General features: G+C 73.0%; 25 protein-coding genes. 11 read left to right on the top strand and 14 right to left on the bottom strand.

The genetic code is table 11. The features are described from left to right. Window positions 1-212 precede the first annotated feature (212 nt). Genes ACGF5G_RS13625 through ccsA form a run of 5 tightly spaced genes read right to left on the bottom strand, consistent with a single transcriptional unit; the run spans window position 213 to window position 4725 of the window. Window positions 213-1100 (bottom strand): cytochrome c-type biogenesis protein CcmH, encoded by an 888-nt coding sequence (locus ACGF5G_RS13625; protein ID WP_393262403.1) that lies wholly within the window; start codon window positions 1098-1100, stop codon window positions 213-215. Beyond that, the gene (locus tag ACGF5G_RS13620) at window positions 1097-1636 is read right to left on the bottom strand and encodes a TlpA family protein disulfide reductase (RefSeq protein ID WP_393262400.1); all 540 of its coding nucleotides are present in this window, start codon (window positions 1634-1636) and stop codon (window positions 1097-1099) included. Before ACGF5G_RS13620 ends, ACGF5G_RS13625 begins: the two co-directional genes overlap by 4 nt. Further along, entirely contained in the window at window positions 1633-3570 is a 1938-nt protein-coding gene (locus ACGF5G_RS13615; RefSeq protein WP_393262398.1) for a heme lyase CcmF/NrfE family subunit, read from the bottom strand. Before ACGF5G_RS13615 ends, ACGF5G_RS13620 begins: the two co-directional genes overlap by 4 nt. Next, window positions 3560-3967, bottom strand: a complete 408-nt coding sequence (locus tag ACGF5G_RS13610; protein ID WP_363707921.1) for a cytochrome c maturation protein CcmE — start codon at window positions 3965-3967, stop codon at window positions 3560-3562. The genes ACGF5G_RS13615 and ACGF5G_RS13610 overlap by 11 nt, the downstream gene beginning before the upstream one ends. Further along, window positions 3964-4725: a cytochrome c biogenesis protein CcsA gene (gene ccsA, locus ACGF5G_RS13605; protein WP_393262395.1), complete on the bottom strand. Its 762-nt coding sequence runs from the start codon at window positions 4723-4725 to the stop codon at window positions 3964-3966. The genes ACGF5G_RS13610 and ccsA overlap by 4 nt, the downstream gene beginning before the upstream one ends. 202 nt (window positions 4726-4927) lie before the next feature. On the opposite strand from ccsA, the gene ACGF5G_RS13600 reads away from it, so the two are divergent. From ACGF5G_RS13600 to ACGF5G_RS13560, 9 genes are read left to right on the top strand one after another with little or no spacing between them, the layout of a single operon-like run. Continuing rightward, the gene (locus ACGF5G_RS13600; protein WP_393262391.1) at window positions 4928-5902 is read left to right on the top strand and encodes a c-type cytochrome; all 975 of its coding nucleotides are present in this window, start codon (window positions 4928-4930) and stop codon (window positions 5900-5902) included. Between the two features lie 21 nt (window positions 5903-5923). Continuing rightward, window positions 5924-7852 carry a cytochrome c oxidase subunit I gene (gene ctaD / locus ACGF5G_RS13595; protein WP_393262388.1) on the top strand — a complete coding sequence of 643 codons (1929 nt, stop codon included), beginning with the start codon at window positions 5924-5926 and terminating at the stop codon, window positions 7850-7852. Continuing rightward, window positions 7849-8478, top strand: coding sequence for a heme-copper oxidase subunit III (locus tag ACGF5G_RS13590; RefSeq protein ID WP_393262386.1), 630 nt, complete (start codon window positions 7849-7851; stop codon window positions 8476-8478). The genes ctaD and ACGF5G_RS13590 overlap by 4 nt, the downstream gene beginning before the upstream one ends. After that, entirely contained in the window at window positions 8478-8867 is a 390-nt protein-coding gene (locus ACGF5G_RS13585) for a hypothetical protein (protein WP_393262383.1), read from the top strand. Before ACGF5G_RS13590 ends, ACGF5G_RS13585 begins: the two co-directional genes overlap by 1 nt. Continuing rightward, window positions 8864-9751: a cytochrome c oxidase assembly protein gene (locus ACGF5G_RS13580; protein ID WP_393262380.1), complete on the top strand. Its 888-nt coding sequence runs from the start codon at window positions 8864-8866 to the stop codon at window positions 9749-9751. Before ACGF5G_RS13585 ends, ACGF5G_RS13580 begins: the two co-directional genes overlap by 4 nt. Then, complete coding sequence (locus tag ACGF5G_RS13575) at window positions 9751-10140, top strand: c-type cytochrome (RefSeq protein WP_393262377.1); 390 nt, start codon at window positions 9751-9753, stop codon at window positions 10138-10140. The genes ACGF5G_RS13580 and ACGF5G_RS13575 overlap by 1 nt, the downstream gene beginning before the upstream one ends. 4 nt (window positions 10141-10144) lie before the next feature. Next, complete coding sequence (locus ACGF5G_RS13570; RefSeq protein WP_393262374.1) at window positions 10145-11005, top strand: c-type cytochrome; 861 nt, start codon at window positions 10145-10147, stop codon at window positions 11003-11005. Next, a complete protein-coding gene (locus tag ACGF5G_RS13565; RefSeq protein WP_393262372.1) occupies window positions 11002-11865 on the top strand; it encodes a ubiquinol-cytochrome c reductase iron-sulfur subunit in 864 nt (287 codons plus the stop codon). Before ACGF5G_RS13570 ends, ACGF5G_RS13565 begins: the two co-directional genes overlap by 4 nt. Next, window positions 11862-13616, top strand: coding sequence for a cytochrome bc complex cytochrome b subunit (locus tag ACGF5G_RS13560; protein ID WP_393262370.1), 1755 nt, complete (start codon window positions 11862-11864; stop codon window positions 13614-13616). Before ACGF5G_RS13565 ends, ACGF5G_RS13560 begins: the two co-directional genes overlap by 4 nt. A gap of 104 nt (window positions 13617-13720) precedes the next feature. On the opposite strand, the gene ACGF5G_RS13555 is transcribed toward ACGF5G_RS13560, so the two are convergent. From ACGF5G_RS13555 to ACGF5G_RS13515, 9 genes are all read right to left on the bottom strand, one after another. Continuing rightward, window positions 13721-14590 (bottom strand): PhzF family phenazine biosynthesis protein, encoded by an 870-nt coding sequence (locus ACGF5G_RS13555; RefSeq protein WP_393262367.1) that lies wholly within the window; start codon window positions 14588-14590, stop codon window positions 13721-13723. Beyond that, on the bottom strand, window positions 14583-14816 hold the full coding sequence (locus ACGF5G_RS13550; RefSeq protein ID WP_393262365.1) for a hypothetical protein: 234 nt from the start codon (window positions 14814-14816) through the stop codon (window positions 14583-14585). Before ACGF5G_RS13550 ends, ACGF5G_RS13555 begins: the two co-directional genes overlap by 8 nt. Window positions 14817-14994: 178 nt before the next feature. Continuing rightward, the gene (locus tag ACGF5G_RS13545) at window positions 14995-15825 is read right to left on the bottom strand and encodes an inositol monophosphatase family protein (RefSeq protein ID WP_393262362.1); all 831 of its coding nucleotides are present in this window, start codon (window positions 15823-15825) and stop codon (window positions 14995-14997) included. A gap of 550 nt (window positions 15826-16375) precedes the next feature. Beyond that, entirely contained in the window at window positions 16376-17440 is a 1065-nt protein-coding gene (locus ACGF5G_RS13540; protein WP_393262359.1) for an N-acetylmuramoyl-L-alanine amidase, read from the bottom strand. 387 nt (window positions 17441-17827) lie between these two features. Then, window positions 17828-18988, bottom strand: a complete 1161-nt coding sequence (locus ACGF5G_RS13535; protein ID WP_393262357.1) for an MFS transporter — start codon at window positions 18986-18988, stop codon at window positions 17828-17830. 50 nt (window positions 18989-19038) lie between these two features. Then, window positions 19039-19431, bottom strand: coding sequence for a universal stress protein (locus tag ACGF5G_RS13530; RefSeq protein WP_393262355.1), 393 nt, complete (start codon window positions 19429-19431; stop codon window positions 19039-19041). Further along, window positions 19428-20933, bottom strand: coding sequence for a tripartite tricarboxylate transporter permease (locus ACGF5G_RS13525; protein WP_393262352.1), 1506 nt, complete (start codon window positions 20931-20933; stop codon window positions 19428-19430). Before ACGF5G_RS13525 ends, ACGF5G_RS13530 begins: the two co-directional genes overlap by 4 nt. Continuing rightward, complete coding sequence (locus ACGF5G_RS13520; RefSeq protein ID WP_393262350.1) at window positions 20933-21691, bottom strand: tripartite tricarboxylate transporter TctB family protein; 759 nt, start codon at window positions 21689-21691, stop codon at window positions 20933-20935. Before ACGF5G_RS13520 ends, ACGF5G_RS13525 begins: the two co-directional genes overlap by 1 nt. A gap of 5 nt (window positions 21692-21696) precedes the next feature. Then, window positions 21697-22704 (bottom strand): Bug family tripartite tricarboxylate transporter substrate binding protein, encoded by a 1008-nt coding sequence (locus ACGF5G_RS13515; protein ID WP_393262348.1) that lies wholly within the window; start codon window positions 22702-22704, stop codon window positions 21697-21699. A gap of 99 nt (window positions 22705-22803) precedes the next feature. On the opposite strand from ACGF5G_RS13515, the gene ACGF5G_RS13510 reads away from it, so the two are divergent. Both ACGF5G_RS13510 and ACGF5G_RS13505 read left to right on the top strand, forming a co-directional pair. Next, the gene (locus ACGF5G_RS13510; RefSeq protein WP_393262346.1) at window positions 22804-24498 is read left to right on the top strand and encodes an ATP-binding protein; all 1695 of its coding nucleotides are present in this window, start codon (window positions 22804-22806) and stop codon (window positions 24496-24498) included. Continuing rightward, window positions 24495-25169 carry a response regulator gene (locus ACGF5G_RS13505; RefSeq protein ID WP_393262343.1) on the top strand — a complete coding sequence of 225 codons (675 nt, stop codon included), beginning with the start codon at window positions 24495-24497 and terminating at the stop codon, window positions 25167-25169. Before ACGF5G_RS13510 ends, ACGF5G_RS13505 begins: the two co-directional genes overlap by 4 nt. The last annotated feature ends 136 nt before the right edge of the window (window positions 25170-25305 follow it).

Here is a 25305-nt window from a genome sequence, read left to right as displayed (position 1 = left end):
GGTCTAGTCCATCCGGCCGGGTGGCCGTAAGTGCTCGTCGTCCCTGTGTGCCGACAGCACTCACCGGATCGGGTGAGCAGCTCCGAACCTGGGGATGCTCGTTCTGCCGACGGACGACAGGCCGACGGCACAAGCCGGCGCAGGGGGAGCGAGGTGGGCGCCGGTGCCGCCCGGCGAACGAGGTCGCCCGCGTGGGTGGGTACGGGCGAGTGTCAGGGGAGCAGCCGGCGGATCTCGGCGGCGGCGGGATGGTCCGGGGCGGCGGCCAGGAAGCGGCGCAGGGTCACCTCGGCCTGGGCCCGGTCGGACCGCCGCTGGGCCAGCCCGAGCACCAGCAGCGCGTCCGGCGAATCGGGGACGCGCGCCAGCACCTGCCGGGCCTCCCGTTCCGCGCCGGCCGTGTCACCGGCGCGGACCAACGCGAATCCCAACCGCAGCCGCACCCCGTCGTCGGGACGGGTTCGCAACGCCTGCCGGTACAGCTCCGCCGCCGCGTCGAAGCGGCTCTGCTGCTCCAGGTCCCGGGCGAGCAGCACGGCCACCGCCGCCGGATCCGGTGGCTCGCCGCCCTCGGTCGACCCGTCGAGGCGGGCCCCGGCGGCCGCCACCGCCACGACGACGGCGACCAGACCGAGCGAGCCCGCCCGCCAGGCCAGGCGGGCCGCCGCGCCGCTCGGCGCCGGTTCCGTCGGTGCCGGCGCCGGCGCCCCCCGCGTACGGGGGCGCAGCGTCCGAACCGCGGCGTACCCGGCGCCGACCAGCGCCAGCGCTGGTACGACCCACAGCAGCAGCCCGGGACCGCGCACCGGCGGATCGGCCAGCACCTCCTCGCCGTAGCGCTGCACGAACCAGCGCCGGATGTCGTCAGGGTCGCGGCCCCGCGCGAGCTGGTCGGCCACCACCTGCCGCATGGCGGCGGCGATCGGGGAACGCGAGTCGGCCACCGACTCGCCCTGGCAGGACGGGCAGCGTAATCCGACGGCGACCGACCGGACCGGATCCTGCCGTGGTGCGGGCTGGCCCGCACGAACCATTCCGAGGACCGCCGCGGCCAGCAGGACGGCCAGCACGGCTCCGCCGAGGGCGTGACGCCGCCTCATCCGGCCAGCAGCGGGCCGAGCCGCTGTTCCAGCCACTGCCGGGTGACCACGCCCTGGCGCCGGTCCACGACCCGCCCGTCCCGGTCCACCAGGAAGGTCTCCGGCACGCCCCGGACCCCCCAGCCGATCGCCAGGGTGCCGTCGGGATCCGGCACCACCGTCATCGCCTCCGCGCTGGTCTCGCGCAGCAGCGCCCGTACCGCGTCGGGTCCGTCGCGCAGGTTGATGCCGACGATCCGCAACCCGGCGGGCTGGCCCTGCCGGCCGGCCTCCGCCAGCAGCGGCAACTCGTCGCGGCAGGGCCCGCACCAGGACGCGAAGACGTTCACCAGCACCGGATGCCCCCGCACGTCGGCGAGGTCGAACCGGCCCCCGTCGAGGGTCGTGCCGGCGATCGGCGGCGCGGGGTCCCCGGTCGAGGCGCCGACCGGCGCCGACCGGTCCGGCGTGCCGAGGCCGGCGGCGAGGCCGGTGCCGACTGCGGCGGTGACGACCAGCACCAGCGCCGGCCACAGCCGCCTGCGGAGCACGCTCACACCCGTACCTCCGTCCGCTCGACAGCCGCCGCGGTCGGGACGGCGGCCCCGGGCGCAGGGTGGCGCCGCACCGCCGCCGGCACCGCGAGCAGCCCACCGGCCGCCGTCAGCCCGCCACCGACCCACAGCAGAGCCACCAGCGGATTCACCGCGAGCCGTACGGTCGCGCTGCCGCCGTCCGCGCCGGCGGCGATCAGCGTGACGTAGACGTCCCGGACCACTCCGGTGCGGATCTGTGGAACGGTGACGGCGGTGTCGTGGGCGGGGAAGTAGCGCAGGGCCGGCGCCAGTGTCCCGCCGTCGTGCTCGAGTCGGGCGGTCACCGCCATCCGATCCGCGTCGCCCGTTCGGCGCACCTCCAGCAGCCGCACCTGGACCCCGCCGACGCGCAGGGCCTCGCCCACCCGGATGTCCCGCTCGATGCTGCTGCCGTACGCCGACGAGCCGGCGACCCCGGCGGCGACCAGCGCGATCCCGGCATGCGCCAGCACTCCGCCGAGCCTCGCAGCGCTCAGCCGGGGGGCGGCAGCGCCGATGCGGGCGGCCCGGGCGGCCTGCCCCACCAGGCCGCTGAGGACGAACGCCGCGGCCCCGAACGCGGCGAGGGCGGGCGCACCGGGGCGGCCGGCCCAGCCCAGCACGGCCACGACGGCCAGCGCGACGCCGAATGGCACGCCCAGCCGGCGCAGCGCGCCCGCCCGCCGGGCCGACACCACCGCGGGCACCACGCCCATCACCAGGAGCACCACGACGGCCAGCGGCACCGCGGTCCGCTGGTAGTAGCGGGGGCCGACGGCCGTCCGGATCCCACCGAACGACTCGGACAGCAGCGGGAAGATCGTGCCGACCAGCACCATCGCCGCGATGGTGAGCAGCAGGACCCCGTTGACCAGAACGGCCGCGCCCCGCGACAGCACCGGCGTGCGGCTCCGCGGGACCGCGCCCGGGCCCTGCCATCCCACCAGCACGGTCGAGACCGCGACGGCGAGCACGACGAAGCCCAGCAGCATCGGTCCGAGCGGCGACTCGGTGAACGCGTGCACGCTGGCCACCGCGCCGGAGCGGGTGAGGAACGTGCCGAGCAGCACCAGCAGGAAGCTCGCACAGGCCAGCACGACGTTCCAACCCGCCCGCGCCCGCGTACCGCCGAGCGCCGTGTGCAGCAGCGCGGTGGCGGTCAGCCAGGGCAACAGGGAGGCGTTCTCCACCGGATCCCAGGCCCAGTATCCGCCCCAGCCCAGCACCGCGTAGGACCACCAGGCGCCGAGCCCGATTCCGGCGGTGAGCGCCGACCAGGCGAGCAGGGCCCAGGGCCGGGCGGCGCGCAGCCAGTGGTGCCCGTCCCGGCCGGCGAGCAGCCCGGCGAGCGCGAACGCGAACGGCACGACCAGGCCGATGTAGCCCAGGTAGAGCAGGGGCGGGTGCACTCCCATCGCGGGGTGCTGCTGCAGCAGTGGGTTGGGTCCGGGGCCGTCGAGCGGCACCGGCCGCACCTCCCGGAACGGGTTCGCCGCGAAGTAGGTCAGCGCGAAGAAGAACATGCCGACCGCGCTGACCACGAGCATGGCGTACGCGTGCAGCCGGGCCGGGTACCGCGACGCCCGGGTTGCCAGCAGCGCGGCGATCGCGCAGTGGATGACCAGCCACAGCAGCAGCGAGCCGTCCAGCGCCGACCAGAGGCTGGTGACGGTGTAGTAGACCGGCACGTCCCGTCCACCGTTCTCGGCCACGAACCGGACGCTGAAGTCGTGGCGCAGCAGGGCGTACTCCAGCACGGCGCTACCGAGGACGGCGGCCAGGAGACTGGCGACGGTCGCGGCGCGCGCGACCCTGACCGGCCCGCCGGACAGCCCGGCGCGCAGCCAGAGCAGGGCGGCGAGGGTGGCCGTGACCAGGCCGGCGGCGAGGCTCGCGGTGCCGAACTCACCGGCCATCCGCCGGCCCTCCCGGGGTTGTCGGAGGCCGGTACTCGTTGCCGTGCCGAACGACGACCTGATCCGCGTCGAAGACCCCGTCGGCGGAGAAGCGGCCTTCGACGACGGCCGCCTCGCCCTCCCGGAAGGTCTCCGGCGGCACACCGCGCTGCCGTACGGCGATCTCGTGGCCGTCCTCCGCGAGCCGGAACTCCGTCCGATCGGAGGCGCGGCGCAGCGAGCCGGGCACCACCTGGCCGCTCACCCGCAGCCGTTCCTGACGGACCTCCGGATCCCGGGACACCTCCGCCGGGGTGCGGTAGTAGGTGAGAGTGCCCTGCATGGCGGCGGCCGCCAACAGGGCACCGGCGGAAAGGCCGACCAAGCCGACCGCGATCCGGCCGATGCGGCGGGTCATCCCGTCCGGACCGGCGTCCGGGCCGGGGTCGCCTGCCGCACCGCACGGGCGGACTGGCGTTCCAGGGCTGCCAGCCGGCGCAGCAGGACGTAGAGGGCGGCGGCCGTCGCGGCGGCGACCGCGAGCAGTAGAGCCGTCCCCATCCGGGGGTCGATCGGGGGGCGCTGCGGCGCGAGCACCGTCGCCTGCTGGTGCAGGGAGCGCCACCAGACGACCGAGAAGTGCACCACCGGTACCAGCAGGAACGCGGCAACGCCGACGGCGGCCACCGAACGGGCGACCCGATGGTCGGCGCTGTCCGCCGCGGCGTGCCGCTCGCTGAGCAGGCGGCGCAACGCCAGGTAGCCGGCGTACACCGCCAGCAGCAGGGCGCTGCTCACCAGCCGCGGATCCCAGGCCCACCAGGTGCCCCACACGAGATGGCCCCAGACGGCGCCGGTGGCGATCGTGGCGGCGGTCAGCACGACGCCGATCTCGGCCGCCGACCGGGCCAGCCGGTCGAACCGCAGATCCCGGTTGAGCAGGTAGGCGCCGCTGCCGAGCAGGACGACCGCGAAGGCGGCGTACGCCACCCACGCGGCCGGGACGTGCAGGTACATCAGCCGCTGCGCCTGCCCCTGGAGCTGGTCCGCAGGCGCCACCAACCCGCCGGTCAGGGTCGCTGCGGCGGCCAGCCCGCCGGCGATCCAGGCCAGGGTGCGGCGGCCGGCGGCGGCCCGCGGGGTATCCGCGACGAGATCGAGGACCCGCTGGTGCATGATCTCCCTGTCCGCGCCCCGAACCGGGCGCTTCCGCTGGCTATCGCTCGAACAGGAGGCTAGCGGTCCAAAGAAGGCGATAGGCGGCTTTTGGCATAATTGCGGACCAAAGCGGTTCGTGCCGCTACCGTCCCTGGCGGTGGACAGGTCAGCGGCGTCGACGGCCGGTGGGACCGCGCGGCGGTCGCACCGTCGCACCGTCATGGCGCTCGGCACCCTGGCGGCGCTGTTCGCCCTGACCTCCTGTGCCACGGACGCGCCGTCCACGCTCGACACCGCGGGGACCGGCGCCGCGCGCGTCGAGCGGACCTGGTGGCTGCTGTTCTGGATAGCCCTGGCGGTCTTCGTCGAGGTGATGGCGCTGCTGGCCTGGGCGCTGCTGTTCCGCCGCGCACCGACGACCCGGGTCCGGCACGGCCAGCCACTGCGCTTCGTGGCCGTCGCCGGCGCCGGCGTTCCGCTGCTCATCCTGGTCGCGGTCTACGGCGTCGGGCTGCGGGACCTGGCGGCGCTCGGCGCCGGCCCGGAGCCGCAGGCGCCGACCATCGAGGTCACCGGCCACAGGTGGTGGTGGGAGGTGCGGGTGCCGGGGACCGACGGGGCGACCGCCAACGAGCTCCACATCCCGGTGGGGGAGCGGGTCCGGGTGCGGCTGCGGACCGCGGACGTGCTGCACAGCTTCTGGGTGCCGCAGCTGATGCCCAAGACCGACCTGATCGCCGGCGAGACCCGTGAGACGTGGCTGCAGGCCGAGCGGGCGGGCACCTACCGTGGCCAGTGCGCCGAGTACTGCGGCACCCAGCACGCGCACATGGCGTTCCTGGTGGTGGCCGAGCCCCGCCCGCAGTTCGACGCCTGGCTGGCCCGACTCGGCTCGCCGGCCCGGCAGCCGCGGACCGACGCCGAACAGCGCGGCCGGCAGGCGTTCGTCCAGGGCACCTGCGCCGGCTGCCACGCCATCCGCGGCACCGGCGCCGACGGCCAGGCCGGTCCCGACCTGTCCGACGTCGGTTCCCGCTGGAGCCTCGGCGCCGGCGCGGTGCCGAACGACGCCGGCCACCTCGGCGGCTGGATCGCCAACCCGCAGACCGTCAAACCCGGCAGCTACATGCCGCCGCAACCGATCGACGCCGCGCGGCTGCCGGACCTCATCGCGTACCTGCAGTCGCTGAAGTGACCACACGGGGGAGGTGACGACATGTCGACCGCTGCCGCACCGCCGGCCGGCGCGACCCGCGAGGACCTGGCGCGGCTGGAACAGCACTGGGGTGAGCGGCCGTCCCTGGTCGCCTGGTTCGGCACCGTCGACCACAAGAAGATCGGGCGGCGCTACCTGGTCACCGCCGGACTGTTCTTCGCCCTCGCCGGGACCAGCGCGCTGGCGATGCGCACCCAACTGGCCCGCCCCGAGTCCACCCTGCTCTCCCCGGACGAGTACAACCAGCTGTTCACCATGCACGGCACGGCGATGATCTTCCTGTTCGCCACCCCGATGCTCTTCGGCTTCGGCAACTACCTGGTCCCGCTCATGATCGGTTCGCGGGACATGGCGTTTCCGAAGCTGAACGCGCTGGGCTACTGGATCTTCCTCTTCGCCGGGCTGTTCATGTGGGCCAGCCTGCCCTTCGGCGCGGCCCCGAACGCCGGCTGGTTCGCGTACGTGCCGTTGGCCGGTGAGCAGAGCATGCCCGGGATGAACATCGACGTCTACACCCTCGGGCTGCTGTTCCTCGGCATCGCCACCACCGCCGGCTCGATCAACTTCATCGTCACCGCGCTGAAGCTGCGCGCCCCCGGCATGTCGCTCGACCGGGTGCCGCTGTTCGTCTGGGCGATCGTCGCCACCGCGTTCATGGTGATCTTCGCGTTGCCCGCGTTGAACCTGGACAACGCGATGCTGTTCCTCGACCGCCGGTTCGGCACCCACTTCTTCGATCCGGAGGCCGGCGGAAACGTGCTGCTCTGGCAGCACCTGTTCTGGATCTTCGGCCATCCGGACGTCTACATCATCGTGCTGCCGGCACTGGGCATCGTCTCGGCGGTGCTGCCGGCCTTCACCCGCCGGGGCGTGGTCGGCTACGCGCTGGTCGTGCTCTCCATCGTGTCCATCGCGATCATCTCCTTCGGCGTGTGGGTGCACCACATGTTCGCCACCGGGCTGCCGCAGCTGTCCTACAGCTTCTTCAGCGCGGCCAGCACGATCATCACCATCCCGTCGGGCATCCAGATCTTCGCCTGGCTGGCCACCATGCTGCTCGGCCGGCTGGTCCTCCGGGTGCCGATGTTGTTCGTGATCGGATTCCTGGTGACCTTCGTGGTCGGCGGCTTCACCGGCACCATGTTCGCGATCACCGCCTTCGACCAGCAGATCACCGACTCGTACTTCGTCGTGGCGCACTTCCACTACGTGCTCGTCGGCGGCGCGCTGTTTCCGATCCTCGCCGGCATCTACCACTGGCTGCCGAAGATCACCGGCAGGATGTACCACGAGCGGCTCGGCCGGTGGGCCTTCGGGCTGGTGTTCACCGGCATGCAGGTCACGTTCTTCCCGATGCACCTCTACGGCCTGTGGGGCATGCCCCGACGCGTCTACACCTATCCCGGGGAGCTGGGCTGGGAGCGGTGGAACCTGGTCAGCACAGCCGGGGCGTACCTCCTCGCGGTCGGGCTGCTGCTCGTACTGATCGGGGTCGGGCACGCGATCCGGCGTGGCCGGCCGGCCCCGGCCGATCCCTGGGGCGGCGACAGCCTGGAGTGGGCGACCGCATCACCACCGCAGCCCTACAACTTCCCGGTGCTGCCGCGGGTGCACAGCCTGCACCCCGCCTGGGACGCCCAGAGCATGGAGTCGATGGGCGCGGGCGCCACGGGTGACCGGATCCTCGCCGACGGCCGGACGACGCTGATCACCAGCGAACTGGACGGCCGACGCGAACGCGCGGTCCAGATGCCCGAGGCCTCCCTGCAGCCGCTCCTGGTCGCCGTGGAACTGCTCGTGTTCTTCACCGCGATGTTGTTCGCCTGGTACCCGGTCGCCGTCGCCGCCGCGCTGGCCGTCGCCGCGACGCTGGCCGTCTGGCTCTGGCCGCCGCGCCGGCCAGAGGCGGAGCCGGGGGTGACCGGATGAGAGCCGCCCGAGGCGGCATCGCGGCGGCCACCGGCGGCGAGGCGCTGACGACGGAACTGCCGGCCGGCCGCTCCGTCGGCTGGTGGGGAATGGTCATGTTCGTCGCCACCGAGGCGACCCTGTTCGCCTACCTGCTCGGCAGCTACTTCTACCTGCGCTTCCAGCACGGTTCGCCGTGGCCCCCCGACGGAATCGCCGAGCCGGCGCTGCTGCGCCCACTGGTGATGACCGCGGTGCTGCTGCCCAGCAGCCTGCCCCTGATCTGGGCGGAACGCGGCATCCGCGCCGGGCAGCGCCGGCGGCTGAACATCGGCGTCGCCGCCACCCTGCTCCTCGGGCTGACGTTCCTGGCCCTGCAGGCCACCGAGTACGCCGAACTGCTGCGTGAGTTCACCATGACCACCAACGTCTACGGCTCGCTGTTCTACGCCATCACCGGGTTCCACGGCCTGCACGTGCTGGTCGGGCTGACCATGCTGAGCCGGCTGCTCGCCGCCTCGCTGCGCGGCGGCAACCTTGGGGGCCACCGCCACGACCGGGTCCGCAACACGGCCATCTACTGGCACTTCGTCGACGCGGTGTGGGCCGCCATCCTGTTCACCGTCTACCTCTCGCCGTGGCTGTGATGAGCGTCCAGCCCGGTCAGCGCGCCCGCCTCGCCGGCGGGCTGCTGCTCTGGTACGGGGTCCTCGGCGGCGCGCTCGCCTGGGCCGTACACCTGATCGTCGCGTGGGGCGTCGACGAACTCACCTGCGCCACCGGCTCCACGCGCGTCGGCGCCGTGCCGCTGCGTCTGGTCGTCACCCTGGCGGTGGTGCTGCCGGCGCTGGCCACCGTGGGATCGCTGCTCGCCGCCGGGCTGGCCTGGCGGCGCATCCGCCAGGACGGCGAGGACCGGTCGGTCTCCCGCACCAGGATGCTCGCCGTCGTGGGGATCTGGCTGAACCTGCTCTTCCTGACCATCATCGTCCTGGGCGGAGTCGCCCTGCTGGTGCTGGCGCCATGCCAGGGATGACCGCGACCGGCGGCGTGCCGCAGGAGGCGTCCGTCGTGGCCGGGCTGCTCGACATCCTGCTCGTGCTGACGCTGGCCCTGCTGGCCGCCGGCTACGGCCGCGGCGTGCACGAGCTCTGGGCGCGCCGCGGCGCGGGACGCGTCCTGCCGGGCTGGCGGGTGACCACCTTCGGCCTCGGCGTGCTGGTCGCGCTCGCCGCTCAGGGCCCTCCGCTGACCGACCTGGCCGGGCGGTCGTTGACCGGGCACATGATCCAGCACATGGCCCTGCTGCTGGTCGCCGGGCCGCTGCTCGCCGCCGGCGCCGCCGGGCTGCCACTGACCCTCGCCTGCCCGCAGCCGCTACGGCAACGACTGGCCCGGCTCCGGGCCGCCCCCACCGCCCGGTGGCTGCGCCGGCCGATGACCACGGCTGCGCTGGCCGGTGGGGTGCAGACGCTGGTGTTGTGGGTCTGGCACCTGCCCGGGCCCTACCTCGCCGCCCTGCAGCAACCGCTCGTGCACGCCGTCGAGCATCTCTGCTTCGTCACCGCTGCCTGGCTGCTGTGGGCGCCGGTGCTCGGCGCGCCGCAGCACCGCCTGCCCGCCCCGATCGCGGTGCTGCTCCTGGTCGCCACGATGCTGCCGGCCTCGGCCCTGGGCGCGGTGCTCACCTTCGCGCCGCGACCGGTCTACCCGGCCGAGGCGCTCGGCCCCAACCCGCTCACCGATCAACAGGTGGCGGGCCTGCTGATGTGGGCGCCGATGGACGTGGCCGTGCTGGTCGCGACGTTGACCATCTTCCTGCGCTGGCTGCTGCGCCTGCACCGGCAGAGCCCGGACCGGGTGACCCCGCCGGAACCGAGCGGCCCGGTCGTCACCACGCATACCGGAGCGGGGGCGTGATGACGCGAAGAATCCGGTCGCTGTGGCCGGTCCTGCTGGTGTTGCCGGTCGTGCTCGTCGCGCCCGGCTGCGCCAGCACCGCCCCGCCGCCACCGCCGGAGGTCCGCGTCGGCTTCCCCGAGCGCGGCGCACAGCTCATCGTCGAGCACGGTTGCGGCTCCTGCCACGTCATCCCGGGCATCGACCGGGCGAACGGGCTGGTCGGCCCGCCCCTGACCCGCTTCGGCGCCCGCTCCTACATCGCCGGCGCGTTGCCGAACAACGCCGACAACCTGCGGCACTGGATCGCCGACCCGCAGGCGGTCGAGCCCGGCACCGCCATGCCGGACCTGGGCATCGACCCGATCGACGCGCAGGACATCGCCGCCTACCTGTACACACTGGACTGAGGCCGTGGACCAACGAGCAACGATCACCGCCGGACGGGGCCGCAGGGTGCGGCTGCACCCCCGGCGGGCCCTCGCCGTCGGTGCCGTGCTGACGCTCGCCGCCGGACCCGGCGTCGCGGCGCAGCCCGACCCCCAACCGGCCACGTCCGCACCGGCCACGTCCGCACCGGCCACGCCAGCACCGGCCACGTCGGCGGCGTCCACGTCCGCACCGGCCGTGTCGGCACCGACGGACCACGGCGCCGAGCTCTACCGGCAGCACTGCGCCAGCTGCCACGGCCCGCAGGGCCAGGGCGCCCAGCGGGGGCCCTCCCTGATCGGTGTCGGGCCCGCCTCGGTCGACTTCCAGGTCTCCACCGGCCGGATGCCGCTCTCGACCGAGCAGCAGCAGCCCCGACGTGCCGAGCCGGTGTTCTCGGCCGGCGAGATCGCGGCGCTGGTCGGCCACGTCGGCACCTTCGGCGGCGGCCCGCAGATCCCCCAGGTCGCACCCGGCAGCGTCACCAACGGCCGGGAGATCTTCGCCGCCACCTGCGCACCCTGCCACGGCGCGACCGGGGCGGGCGCGTACCTGACCGACGGATCGATCGCCCCACCCCTGTACGACGCGACCGCGGTGCAGGTGGCCGAGGCGGTGCGGGTCGGTCCCGGTCTGATGCCGGTCTTTCCCAGCCAGGTTCTCAGCGACCAGCAGGTCAACGACGTGGTCACCTACGTGCGGAGGTTGCAGAGCGACCGGCTGGACCGGGGCGGGAACCCGTTGGGCCGGTTGGGCCCGCTGGCTGAGGGACTCGTGGCGTGGATCGTCGTGCTGGGACTGCTCGTCGCGGCGGCGCGCTGGCTGGGCGGGAGGGCTGGCGAGTGAGCGACAGCGGTGCACCGCCGCCCGACCGGGGTGTGACCCGCCGCATCGTCACGGCCTTCCTGGTCAGCGCCGCCGGAGCGGTCGGCTTCGCGGTGACCTACGTCCTCGGCGGCCAGACGCAGTGGGAGGGCGTCTCGCTCGCGGTGGCCTTCGCCGGTCTGGCCGTGGGGCTCGCGGTCTGGGGGCGGCGGCTCGTGCCGTCCGGCGGCTACGTCGAGGAGCACGCCGGGTTCACCCCTCCGCCGCGCACGCAGGCGCTGGCGGCGGCGGAGTTCACGGCCGAGGACAGCCCGCTGCGCCGCCGTGGCCCGCTCGCCGCGCTCGGGCTGGCGCTGGCCGCCCTCGGCGTCACCGCGCTCTTCCCGCTGCGCTCCCTGCTGCCGTTCGACCGCGCCCGCCCGGTGACGGCACGGAAGGACACGCCCTGGGGGTCCGGTGTGCGGCTGGTGACCCGCGAGGGGCGACTGTTGCGCCCCGAGGACGTGCCGGCGGACACGATGGTCGTGGTCTTCCCGGAAGGCGACGTCGACGCCGGTGACGGGCCCGCCTTCGCGGTCCGTCTCGACCCGCGACGCTTCACCCGGCCACCGGCCGGCGGTCACCTCGACGGCTTGGTCGTCTACTCGCTGCTGTGCACGCACGCCGGCTGCCCGGTCCGCCTCTACCTGGCAGGTACCGGGCAACTGCTCTGCCCCTGCCACCAGTCCTCGTTCGACCTGCTCGCCGCGGCCCGTCCGGTGTCTGGCCCGGCCGCCCGAGCGCTGCCCGGGTTGCCGATCGAGGTCGGTCCGGACGGCCACCTGCGCGCCACCGGTGACTTCACCGCCCCACCCGGCGCCGGCTTCTGGGGCCGGCCGTGATCGTCGACCGGTTCGCCCGCGCCCTCGACGACCGGCTGCGGCTGTCTCCCGTCGCCCGCAGAGCCCTGGCCAAGGTGTTCCCCGACCACTGGTCGTTCATGCTGGGCGAGATCGCGCTCTACTCGTTCGTCGCGCTGATCCTCACCGGCGTCTACCTGACCCTCTTCTTCGACCCCAGCGCCGCCGACCGCGTCTACCAGGGCAGCTACGCGCCGCTGGACGGCGTCCCCACCTCCGCCGCGTACGCCTCGACGGTGCGGTTGAGCTGGGACGTGTCTGCCGGGTTGCTGATCCGGCAGACACACCACTGGGCGGCGCTGGTCTTCGTCGCCGCGATCGTGGTGCACCTGAGCCGGATCTTCTTCACTGGGGCGTACCGCAAGCCGCGCGAGATCAACTGGCTGATCGGCGTCACCATGCTGGCCCTGGCCCTGTTCAACGGCTTCACCGGCTACTCGTTGCCGGACGATCTGCTCTCCGGTATGGGCCTGCGGATCCTCGTCTCGGTGACGGAGTCCGTCCCGTTGGTCGGGCCGTGGCTGGCGTTCCTGGCTCTCGGCGGCGAGTTTCCCTCCGACGAGATGATTCCCCGGATGTTCGTCAGCCACGTGCTGCTGGTCCCGGCCCTCCTCGTCGCGCTGGTGTCGATCCACCTGGCGATCATCGTGCGGCAGACGCACAGCCAGTTCCCGGGTCCGGGACGGACCGAACACAACGTCGTCGGCTCCCGGCTCTGGCCCAGCTACGCCCTGCGCTCGCTGGCCCTGTTCGCCTGGGTGCTCGCCGTGCTGTTCGCCCTCGGCGGGCTGCTGCAGATCAACCCGGTGTGGATCTACGGACCGTTCGAACCGTCCGAGGCCACGTCCCCCGCCCAACCCGACTGGTACGTCGCCTTCGGCGACGGGGCGCTGCGCCTCTTCCCGCCGTGGGAGATCCGAATCGCCGGGTACCTCGTGCCCGCCCCGTTCGTCCCCGGGGTGGTGCTGGGCGGGCTGACCTTCCTCGCCCTGTACGCCTGGCCGTTCGCCGAGCGGCTGCGCACGAAGGACCGCCGGCCGCACCAACTGCTCGACCGCCCCCGCGACCACCCCGCGCGCACCGGCATCGGCGTAACCGCCATCACGTTCTACGGGGTGCTGACCGTCGCCGCGGGCGACGACATCGTCGCCCGGCTGCTGGACGTGCCGACCCATGACGTGCGCTCGCTGCTGCAGGTGCTGGTCCTGCTGCTGCCCGTGGCGGCCGGGCTGCTCGCGTACCTGGTGGCGCGGGCCCTGAACCGCGGCGACGCCGCCGGGATCGGCGATCTCACCCGCGCCGACCTGCGGCGGGCCGTCGGTGGGCCTCGCCGCGGCGGCGACGCGGGGCGGGCGGACCAGCCGCCCGAATCCGCCGCACAGGCGACCCTGCCGGGCGAGCGGATCGAGATGTGGTCCGAGGGCGACCTGTGGCGCTGGCGCTACCGCGACGACGCCCGGGACGTCACCATCCACGGCAACCTGTCGGGGGAGTCGGAGCAGGAGGTGGCCCGTGCGTCCCGGCTGGCGTACCCGGGGGTGGGCCGCGTCGTCGTTCCCGGGCCCCCGCCGCCGGCTCCCGGCCTCCGGTCCGCGCTGCGCCGCTGGGGCGACGCCGCGCTCGGGGTGTCCCTGCTGGTGACGGCCCTGGCCCAGCGGCGGCGGGCGCGCAAACCGGCCCGTTCCGGCCCGGACCGCGACGGGCCGGACGGGCGGTCGGGCCCGTCGGACTGACCGGTACGGCGATGACGGAATCGTGGTGGATTCCACGGAGCTGGACTCGGTGCGCTGACGCTCGTCACCATCCTGGCCACCCACACCCTGACGACCCGGATGCGTCAGGCCGCCGTGCCCTCGAGTCTGCTTCGGACAACGGCCGTCCCGCCGACCCGGGTCAGGATGCCCTCACGGGTGGTCGTCGCGGTGGCGAACACCAGGGACGGACGTCCGGCAGAGTGTCCCTGTTCGACTTCGACGCTGTTCCGGCCATGTGTCACATGAAGATGCGCGGCGAGGCATCCGCTGCTGTTGGCGTTGACCACATCCTCGCCGACTCCGATGGCGGGCGCGAACATGCGCGCCATCGCCCTGCCGTTGACCGGAGACATCGTGTAGGCAAAGCAGCCGAGGTAACCGAGGCGGCGGCATTCAGCGGCGAGCCGGGGCAGATCCGGTCGCAGCGAGCGCAGGATCGGCGCCGTCTTGACGGGCACGAGCAGTCGCGGCGTTCCCGGCGATGCGACGGTCGGGGTGTCGTTCGTGGCGATGGCGTCCGGCCCGATACCGAGGGCGCCGAGGACCCCGTCGAGGCCCGCGGGAACGCCGTCCTGAAGACCGATGAGGCCCTGGTCGAACCACACCTCGATGCCGTCGTCGCGCTCGACCGCCGTGGTGCCGAAGATGCGGCCGCCGGTCCGCTGGTGCCCGTGATGCTCTGTTGCCCCGCGACGGCGCAGCAGGAACGCTTGGGCGGCCACGGTGCCGTGCCCGCAGTTGGTGAGTTCGCCATGCGTGGTGAAGAACCGGACAGTGTCCGTGCCCGTGTCCACGAACGCCGCGTGTGAGGTGCCTGCATCGCGAACCGCCACGCGGCGTGCGCCATCGTCGAGCGCCGGGTCGTCGACCAGCACGGCGGTGGGGCTGCCGCCTTGTCCCCGGAGCGTGCAGGCGTCGACGATCGTCACATCGCGGCGGGAGAAGTTAGTCAAGCCGGCATCCCTTCGCCGGTAACTGCCGCGTGGCCGGCGAGGGCACCGGCCCAGTCGTCGGACCAGCGGACAAGTGGGACAGCGCCTGGTGGGCGTCGTGCCCGAGCGCGCTGAGGGCGTACGCGGTATCCGGTTGCTGCTCGGCGATGCGGGCCTTTGGCAGCTCGGTCGGTCGGTGCTGCAAGTCGATTCCGCCCGCCTCCTCCAGCGCTTCGGTTTCCGACACGGTACCGCCTCGCGGTCGTTCGCCTTCGCTGCCGCCGACAAACGGAGCGCCCGGCACCGGCCTCGGGCCCGGCCACCTGGTCGTGGTGACCATCAGCGTTCACCGGGTGTGATTACTGTGGCAGAGCGCGGCAGCGGCAGTCGGCGAAGGTCGAAGGGCTTGGCTGGCGGGCTGCTGCTCAGCGCATCGATCGGTGGTCGTCCGCCAACCGGTCGGCGCCGGTGTTGAGGACCTGCAGCGCCGCGGTGTGCACGAGGCCGCTGCGCGCGAACAGCGCCGGCCCGGGGGCGGGCTGTGCCTGCCCGTCAAGCCCGCTGAAGCGCCCACCAGCCTCCTCGACGATGAGCGACGTAGCCGCGTAGTCCCACACCTGTCCCCGGGTCTGGACGGCGAGGTCCAACTGCCCGGACGCGACGAGCAGTGCAGCATGGGTGCTCCACGGCGCGGTCGACGTCATGGCACTCAGCGGTGCGATCATCTCGCGTTCAGCCTGGAAGAGTTCATCGTCGGTGGGAATCACGCCGAGTCGGCTTCCGCACAGGATGTCCGGCCTGTCGCCGTCAACGGTGATCCGTCGCTCGTCGGTCAGTGTCAGTCCGGAGAAGTCCGCTTGGAACGCGCCGCCGCCCCGCTGCGCCCACCAGACTTTCCCCTGCGCGGGAACCGCGGCCACCCCGACGACGATCTCGCCAGCCTCTTCCAACGCGACGAGCACCAACCACCGGTTGTCACCGGCGACGAACAGCGCGGTGCCGTCTATCGGGTCGACGATCCAGCGACGGCTGCCCCCACCGCTCTGCCCGGCTTCCTCGCCCAGGACGGCGTCGTCGGGCCGCGTGTCGGCCAGGACCTCTCGGATGGCGGCTTCGACGGCGCGGTCGGCTTCCGTCACTACGCTGCCGTCCGACTTCAGCTGCCGGGGAAGCTGAGCGAGGGCCGCGAAATACCGCAGACCCACTGCGGCACCGGTCAGGGCGGCACGTCGAGCAAGCAGAAGGTCGTTTTCCATGGGCACCATCCTTGCCTATCTCGGGGCCACCGACCGCCCGCTACAAGGCCATGGACGAGCGTCGGGCCATCAAGGTCCTCCTCAATCCCTGACGAACCGCGCCACCCCTGGGAGGGCGACCGCCATGGCAGCGGACGCCGCGCTGAGTGAGTTCCAACGCGGAAAGGAACCAGTGATCGACAGGACGGCTGGCGCCAGCTTCGCGGGCAAGGTCGCATTCGTGACGGGTGCGGCGAACGGGATCGGTCGCGCCACCGCGCTCGCGTTCACGCCCGCGCCCCGTTTGGCCGAATCCGAGAACCCGCCGCACCCAAGGCAGGGCGGAGCGAAGAGGAGGACACTGTTGACGTATCCGAGGCAGTTCTGGTCGTCGCATTCCTGAAGCCAGGGCCTGCTGCTGGAACCGTCGGCGAGACGAGTCCTACGACGGGTACGCCTACGCGGTCCGGCCGCCCACGTTGTCCACGCCGACACATCACTCCGCGAGGGAGGGCGCGGAGCGCGACATTGCACGGGCCGCGCCCTCCCCCTCACCGCTGAGGCCGGCGCCTCAGACCCGGGTGACCCGTACCGCGTCGGCGATCACGTATCCGCCGGCGCTGCTCCAACGGCTCACACCGACCAGGTTGCGGTCGGCGGCAGCGAGGTTGAAGGTGCCGATCGAACGCCAGACGCCGCCGTTGGTGCGCTGGTCCACGTGCACCGTCTGGTTTCCCGCCGCGGTGACGATCACGTACGGCGTCGCGCTGTTGTAGCCGGGGTCCGCCGGGTGCCGCACCTCGACGCGGTAGTTGCCGGACTGCGGAATGCTGACCTTGAACCATGCCGCGTCGCTCGCGGCCACCGGGTTGGCGAACCGATAGTCGGCTCCGTACCGCTGTGCCGAGTAGGTCGACGTGCCCCAGTTGGTGCTCGCGCTGAAGCGGCCCGCGGTGGCGTTGTCCACGATGGTGCTGTATGCGGGCGGGGGAGTGCTGCCGAGTCCCAGGTACTGCGCGATGCCTTGGGCGTGCCCGTGGGCGGTGGCGGTGATGAAGTCGGCCCGCTTGAGCAGGTTCGCGTCGGCGACGGTGTCGATGAACAGGTTCTCGGTGAGGACCGCCGGCATGGTGGTCTCGCGGAGTACGTGGAAGTTGGCCGTCCGCTGGCCCCGGTCGGCGACCCCACCGATCGTCCGCATGTCCGCGAGGACCCTCGAGTGCAGTGCGTTGTGCAGGTTGACCGTAGCCGAGTCCGCCGTCGGGTACCGGTAGCTTTCGAAGCCGGTGCCGCCGCCCGAGTTGATGTGGACGCTCACGAACAGGTCGGCGCCCCATGCGTTGGCGTCGTCGGTGCGGTAGGTGAGGCTGCGGGTGACGTCGGTCGTCCGTGACATCCGCACGTCGACGCTCCAGTTGGCCAGCAGGATGCTGCGTAGCTGCAGGGCGATGTCGAGGGTGAGTGCCTTCTCCTGCAGGCCGTTACCGACCGCGCCGGGGTCGGTGCCGCCGTGCCCCGGGTCGATGTAGACGCGGGGGATCGCGGCCCGGGCCTGGCCGGCGACGACGGGCGCGAATGCGGCGCCGGCCGCGGCGGCCAACAGGGTACGGCGCCGCAGGGGGGTGTTGCTGAGCATGGGTGCCTCTCAGATGGAGGGATGAGCACTGGGGAAGTTGTGAGGCGCCCACCACCGGCACCGGTCTGGCGCCGTCTGCCTCCGCCCGGCGAACCTCGCGTACGTGGGCGTGCGCGATGACGCCACGTCGTCGAAGGGCCGCGTTCAGCGGTGGCATGCGCGCTCGGCCGACGTGGCGGCAACGTCTGCTGCCGCCGCCGGCAACGCGCGTGGAGTCCATGGAAGCCTCACGGCGGTGACTGTAACCACCGTCGATGTGTCCGGGAAGGACGTTTACGTGTTCGTGATCTTGGAAAGCGACCGGGCGCGCAGACGTTCTCGCCGGCGGTGGTCGTCCAGGTGTCCACGTCAGGTCCGATTCCCCCACTCGGCGAGCGAGGGCCGCGCTCAGGGTTCCGGGGGCGGCCGGTGCAGGCCGGTCGCGGCGACGGCCGCGCCAGCCAGGCCGGCGGCGGTGCAGGCGAGCACGCCCGCCGCCCCGGCGCCGGCGGCGAGCGCACCGGCGGCGCTCGGGATGAGCACCTGGCCGAGCCGGTTGCCGGTGAGGCGCAGGGACATCGCCCGGCCGCGCAGCCCGGGCGGCGCGGCCTCGGCCAGGAACGACATGGTCAGCGGTTGCCCGGCGCCCAGGCCCAACCCGGAGACCGTGACCACCACGGCCATCGCCCACAGCGGCAGGGGCGGCAGCAGCAGACCGAGACCGGCGGCGGAGATCGCGACGGTGCCGACGAGCAGCCGGCGCCGACCGACGGCGGCGACCAGCCGGCCGAGCAGCAGCCGCGAGGTCATCGACGCGACCGCCCGTAACCCCAGCAGCACGCCGATGGTGCCGGCGGCGATGCCCCGCTCCGCACCGAGGGCCGGCAGGTAGACCAGGGTGATGTCGACCGCCGCCAGGACGACGCAACTGACCGCGAGGGCACGCACCAGTCCCGGCTGCCGGAGCAGGCCGCCCAGCCCACCGGCGGCCGGCCCCGCCGCCTGCCGATGGTGCGCCGACGGACGGAGGAACGCGGCGGCGACCAGCAGGGGCAGGGTGAGCGCGGTGGCGCCGAGGAAGATCGCCCCGGTGTCCGGGATCGGGCGGTCACCGCCGAAGGCCACGATGAGGCCGGGACCGAGCGCCTGGCCGAGCGAGGCGGCGAAGGTGTAGTAGCCGAAAGCCGTGTCGTACCGGTCCGCCGCGGTGCGGTTGGCGACCAGCGCCTGTTGGCCGACCACCGCGAAGAGGTGGCCGGTGCCGAGGACCATGCTGGCCACGACCAGGCCGGCGACCGAGTCGGCGAACAGCACGAAGCAGGCGCCGGCGGCGGCGAGCAGACCCGAGCCGGCCAGCACGATCCGGTGTTCGCCGAACCGGTCGACCGCGTGGCCGGAGGGGACCGCGAGCACCAGCGGCACGACGGCGAAGCTGGCCCCGAGCACGCCGAGCCAGGCCGCCGGCACGTCCAGGTCCAGCGCCCGGTACGCGGACGCCGGGCGCAGCATGAAGGTGACCGCCTGCACCACGACGGTGTGGGCGAGCAGCAGGCCCGTCTGGGTACGCACGGGGACCCCGGTCAGCCCGGGGTCCCCGTGAACGGTGGTGGGCACTCCACTCAGTCGGCCTTCACCGCGAGGACCGGGCAGGGCACCCGAAGCAGGATCTCCTGTGCGGTCGAACCCATGATCAGCTTGCCCACGGGAGTGCGGTGCCGGATGCCGATCACCACCAGCGAGATCTCCTCCGTGTCGACGATCTCCGCGATCTCCTCGGCCGCGTCCCGCCCGCGCATCAGCTGGCGGACGGTGTGCGGCACCCCCTCGGCGGTCAACTCTCGCACCACCTGGGCCAGGTCGTCCTCCTGGGCGAAGCGCGGGTCGACGTAGGCGTCGCCGCGCGACGTGTTCACCACCAGCACCGGCTCGTCGCGGAACCGGGCCTGCTCCACGGCGGCCCGAAGGGCCGCCTCACCAAGGGCCGAGGGGACGTACCCCACCAGCACCGTCATCGGGTCACCAGCCTTTCGCGAACAGGTCGAACGACGAAGCGGCCGAGCACCGGCCAGAGCAGCACCACCAGGACCACGGCGTAGACCGTCCAGGACACCCAGCCGCCGATGAGGCCGTGCAGCTCGCCGCCGGAGAGCTGCAACGCCCGTCGGCCCTGCAACTCGGCGCGCGGGCCGAGGATCACCCCGACGATCAGCGGCAGGATCGGCAGCCCGAAGCGACGCATGCCGAAGCCGAGCAGGCCGAGGGTGAGCAGCAGGAACAGGTCGAACGGCTGGGCGTTGACGGCGTACGCGCCCATCGAGGCGAAGAAGAGGATCCCGGCGTAGAGGTACGGGCGGGGGATCCGCAGCAGCCGCGCCCAGGCGGGTGCGAGCGGCAGGTTGAGCACCAGCAGCAGCAGGTTGCCCACGAAGAGGCTGGCGATCAACGTCCACACCAGGCCCGACTCCCGCTCGAAGAGCAGCGGGCCGGGCTGGATGCCGTACTGCTGGAAGGCGGCCAGCATCACCGCGGCGGTGGCGTTGGTGGGCAGGCCGATGGCCAGCATCGGCACCAGCGTGCCGGCGGCGGAGGCGTTGTTGGCCGCCTCCGGCCCGGCGACGCCCTCGATCGCGCCCCGGCCGAACTCCTCCGGGTGCCTCGTCAGCTTCTTCTCCGTGGCGTACGACAGGAACGTCGGGATCTCCGCCCCGCCGGCCGGCAGCGCGCCGAACGGGAATCCGTACGCGGTGCCGCGCAGCCACGGCTTCCAGGACCGTTTCCAGTCCTGCCTCCCCATCCACGGCCGTCCGACCGGGATCACCTCGGCGGCGCGGCGGCGCAGGTGCGCGGCGATCCAGAGCGCCTCGCCGACGGCGAAGATGCCGACCGCCACCACCACCACGTCGATGCCGTCGGCGAGCTGCGGGATGCCCAGGGTGAGCCGCTGCTGGCCGCTCACCGCGTCGATCCCGATCGTGCCGATGACCAGGCCGATCAGCAGCGAGGCGAAGCCGCGTACCCGGGACGCGCCGAGCACCGCGGTGACCGCCACGAACGACAGCAGCATCAGCGCGAAGTAGTCGGGCGCGCCGAGGCTGATCGCGAACCGCACGACCGGCGGGGTCACCACCACCAGCAGCAGGGTGGCGATGGTGCCGGCGACGAACGAGCCGATCGCGGCGGTGGCGAGAGCCTGCGCGGCCCGGCCCGCCTTCGCCATCTTGTTGCCCTCGATCGCGGTGATCACCGAGGACGACTCGCCCGGGGTGTTCAACAGGATCGAGGTGGTCGAGCCGCCGTACATGCCGCCGTAGAAGATGCCGGCGAACATGATGAACGCCTGGGTGGGCTCCATCCCGTAGGTGACCGGCAGCAGCAGCGCCACCGTCATCGCCGGGCCGATCCCGGGCAGCACGCCGACGGCGGTGCCGATGGTGACCCCGAGCAGCGCGATCAGCAGGTTCATCGGGGTCACCACGTTGGCGAACCCGTCGAGCAGGTTTCCGAGGTTGTCCATCACAGGATCCCTTGCAGCACGCCCGCGGGCAGGTTCACGCCGAGCCCGATGGCGAACGTGTAGAAGGTGATCAACGACAGCGCGACGGAGATCAGCAGGTTGCGCACGTGGTGCCGGTTGCCCAGCGCGAACGCCGAACCCCAGAACAGCAGCGTCCCGCTGATCACCCAGCCCAGCCGGTCGATGAGCACCGCGTTGACCCCGAACGCGCCGATGAGCAGCAGCACCGTCCGCCAGTCGATCGGGGTGGTCAGGTCGACGTCCTCGCCGGCCTCCGGCTCCCCGGCGCCGCCACGGGCCACGTCCACCGCGTAGATCGCGGCGACGATCAGCAGCAGCACCCCGAGCAGGATCGGCACCGGCTTCGGGCCGATCGGGTCGGCGGTGCTGATCGCGTGCCCGGTGCGGGCCGCGTCGACGAGGACCAGCGCGCCGACGAGGGCGAGGAAGGCGCAGACGGCGTACTGGGCCCGGTCGCGGCGCGGCGTCGCCGCCGGTCCCGCCTCGACCTCCGCGTCGGCCGGGGCGGGACCGCCCGGCACGGCCGAGGGCTCCCTTGGCCCGACCGGCGTACGCGCCGCGCCCAGCCGTCCCGCCGCCGAGGCGGGCGCCACGTCCGGGCCGGGAACCGTCGGCGTCCCGCCCGACGTGGCCGGGTCCGGACCGGTCGGCTGGCCCGGCACCGGCGCGGTGACCGGTCCGTCGGCGGCGCCCGGGCGGGGCGGCGGGTCGCCGCCCCGCTCCGGTCGGGTGGTCATGCCGGTCATGCCAGTCCGAGCTGTGTGAGCAGGTCCGCCACCGACTTGTCCTGCTCGGTGAGGAAGGTGGCGAACTGGTCGCCGGTGACGAAGGCGTCGGTCCAGCCGCGCTTGGTCAGCTCGGCCTTCCACTCGTCCGACTCGTGCATCTTCGTCAGCGCGTCGATCCAGACCTTCTTGTCGGCGTCGCTGATGCCGGGCGGCGCGACGATGCCCCGCCAGTTGGTGAAGACGAGGTCGATGCCGGAGGACTTCAGCGTCGGCACGTCCTTGAGCGCGTCGATCGGGGCCGCGCTGGTGACCGCGAGGACCCGGATCTGACCGGCCTCGACCTGGTCGAGGAACTCGCCGAAGCCGCTGGCGCCGAAGGCGACCTTGCCGCCGAGCACGGCCGGCAGCAGCTCGCCGCCGCCGTCGTACGAGACGAAGTTGACCTGGCGGGGGTCGATGCCGACGGCCTTGGCGAGCTGCATCGGCAGCAGGTGGTCCGGGCCGCCGGGAGACGAGCCGCCGCCGACCGCGATGCCCTTGGGGTCGGCCTTCCACGCCGCGACGAGGTCGCCGATGGTCTTGTACGGCGAGTCCTTCGGCACCACGATGGCGCCGGCCTCCTCGATCATCTTGGCCAGCGGGGTGGTCTGGGTGAGCGTCGCCGACGACTTCGAGGTGTACGAGGCACCGACCACGCCCAGCCCCATCTGCATGGCGAGCTTGCCGTTGCCCTTCTCGTTCACCATGCGTTGCAAACCGACGGTGCCGCCCGCGCCCGGCAGGTTGAAGACCTGCACCCCGGTGGCGATCTTGGCGTCCTCCATCACCTTGGCCGCGGTGCGAGCGGTGGTGTCGTACCCGCCGCCGGGGGTGTTCGGCACCATGATCCGCAGTCCGGTGGCGGGTCCGCCGTCGCCGCCGGACCCGCCCTCGTTCTTGTCCGCGGTGGCACCGCAGGCGCCCAGCGCCAGCGCCGTGGCGACCGAGACGCCCATGACCAGCAGTTTTCTCCGAGTTGCCATCATGTTTCTCTTCCGTTTCGAAGGAGTCCGGCGGCAAGATGATGGCCTCCGGGCGAACCCTATGTCTGCGTTCTGTCACCAGCGGAAGTTGAGGTCTTTGTGGTCACGGTCACCCCCCGCCGTACGTTGGCCGGGCAGTTGCTCGTGCTCCAGCTCGCGATCATCGTGGTCGTGCTGGTGGCGGTGGCCGCCGTCTCGCTGGCCCAGTCCGCCGCCACCTTCAACCGGGTGGAGGGGCGGCGGGTGGCCGCCCTCGGCGAGCAGCTCGCCGGCAACCGGCTGCTGCGTGAGCGGATCAACCAGCCGGCGCCGGCGGAACTCGTCGCCCCGCTGGTGCAGAACGCGCTGACCCAGTCCGGGGTGACCTCGGTGACCGTGGCCGACGCCCGGGGCCGGGTGGTCAGCTCCACCGACCCGACGCTGGTGGGGAGCCCGCTCGAGCTCGGCGACCCCGAGGTGGCACGGGGCCGGAGCTGGTCCGGCGAGCTGGCGGTCGGCGACTCGCGGGAGCTGGTCGCCCAGGTGCCGGTGCTCGGCGACCGCAAGGACAACCTCGGGCGGCATCTCGGCGTGGTGATGATCGGGGAGGCGTCGCCCGGATGGTCCCAGCGGCTGGTGGGCGCCTCGTCGTACCTCTTCACCTACCTGGGCATCGCCAGCCTGCTCGGGGTCGTCGGCTCCTGGCTCCTGGCCCGCCGGATCAAGCGGCAGACCCTGGGCCTGGAGCCCCGGGAGATCGCCGGCCTGGCCGAGCACCGGGAGGCGCTGCTGCACGGCATCGCCGAGGGGGTGATCGCGCTGGACCCGCAGCAGCGAGTCACCCTGGTCAACGCGGTCGGCCGGCGGCTGCTCGACCTGCCCGAGCACTGCCTCGGCCGCACCCTCGCCGAGCTGAGGATCTCCGGCCGGCTGCGGGACGTGCTGGCCGGCGCCGACCACGAGCCGCAGGCCCGGGACGAGGTGGTGGTGCGCGCCGGCCGGGTGCTGGTGATGAACCGGATGACGGTCAGCAAGGACGGCCGTCGGCTCGGCTCGGTGACCACCCTGCGGGACCGCACCGAACTGGCCCGTCTGGAGCAGGAGATCGGTTCCTTCCGCAGCACCACCGAGCTGCTGCGCGCCCAGACCCACGAGTTCGCCAACCAGCTGCACACCATCTCCGGGCTGATCCAGATCGGCGAGCACGACGAGGTGGTCCGGTACGTCGACGCGCTGAGCCGGCACCGGGCCTCCCTCGACCTCACCGTCACCAGCCGGATCCAGGACACGGCGGTGGCGGCCCTGCTGATGGCGAAGTCGGCGCTGGCCGCCGAGCGCCGGGTGGAGCTGCGGATCTCCGAGCGGACCGGCCTGGACCGGTTGGAGCCGGCGGTCGCCGCGGACGTCGCGACGGTGCTGGGCAACCTGGTCGACAACGCCGTGGAGGCCGTGGCCGGCGGCCGGGAGAGCCGGACCCCGGTGCCGTCCGGCAGCCCGGACGGCACCGGAACGGACGGCGGTGACGTCCCGGACGGGCCGGCCTGGGTGGAGGTCGAACTACGCCAGGACGCCTCCTCGGTGGAGATCGTGGTCCGCGACTCCGGCCCGGGGGTGGCCCCGCAACTGGCCCAGGAGGTCTTCACGCACGGGTTCACCACCAAGGCGGCGCGCGGCGGCGAACGGGGCATCGGACTGGCGCTCACCCGGCTGGTCTGCCACCGTCGCGGCGGCGAGGTTGCGGTGACGAACACCGAGGAGGGCGCGATGTTCACGGCCCGGATGTCGGTGACCGGGGCAGTGGAGGTGAGCCGGTGATCGACGTACTGGTGGTCGACGACGACTTCATGGTGGCCCGGATCCACCGCGGCTTCGTCGAGCGCATCGACGGCTTCCGGGTGGTGGGCACGGCCAGCACGGGCGAGGAGGCGATCGCCGCCGTCGACGAGTTCCGCCCCGACCTGGTGCTGCTCGACCTCTACCTGCCGGACATGTTCGGCCTGGATGTGGTGACCCGGCTGCGGGCCGCCCGGCACGACTGCGACGTGCTGGTGATCAGCGCGGCCCGGGAGGCCGAGGCGGTGCGTCGGGCCGTCCGTTACGGCGCGGTCAACTACCTGCTCAAGCCGTTCGGCTTCGACGAGCTGCGGACCCGGCTGGAGCAGTACGCCGCCCGGCGCAACTCGCTGCGCGCCACGGTGGTCAGCGACCAGAGCGACGTGGACCGGGTGCTGTCCCGCAGCGGCGCGCACATCGCCACCTCCGCGCTGCCCCGGGGCCTCAGTGGGGAGACCGCCGAGCTGGTGGAGCGCGCCCTGCGGGGGCACTCCGGGACGCTCTCCGCCGCCGAGTGCGCCAACGCGGTGGGCATCTCCCGGGTCAGCGCCCGTCGCTACCTGGAACACTTCGCCGACACCGGGCGGGCGGAGGTCAGCCTCCGGTACGGCTCCGCCGGCCGCCCGGAGCGTCGCTACGTCTGGGTCTCCTGACGATCGACAGCTCCGTGCCGCAGGCACCTGGCGCCCCCGGGAGGCGCCTTGGCCGGGCTCGCCGCGGTCGTCCCGGGACGATGCCGGCATCTGGCCCTTCCTCCCTGGAAGGACGTTTTCCTCTCTCCCGACGCTC

Origin of the sequence: Micromonospora sp. NPDC047730, assembly GCF_043204765.1 — a bacterium.
Lineage (GTDB): Bacteria > Actinomycetota > Actinomycetes > Mycobacteriales > Micromonosporaceae > Micromonospora.
This window is presented reverse-complemented; position numbering and strand designations above follow the sequence as displayed.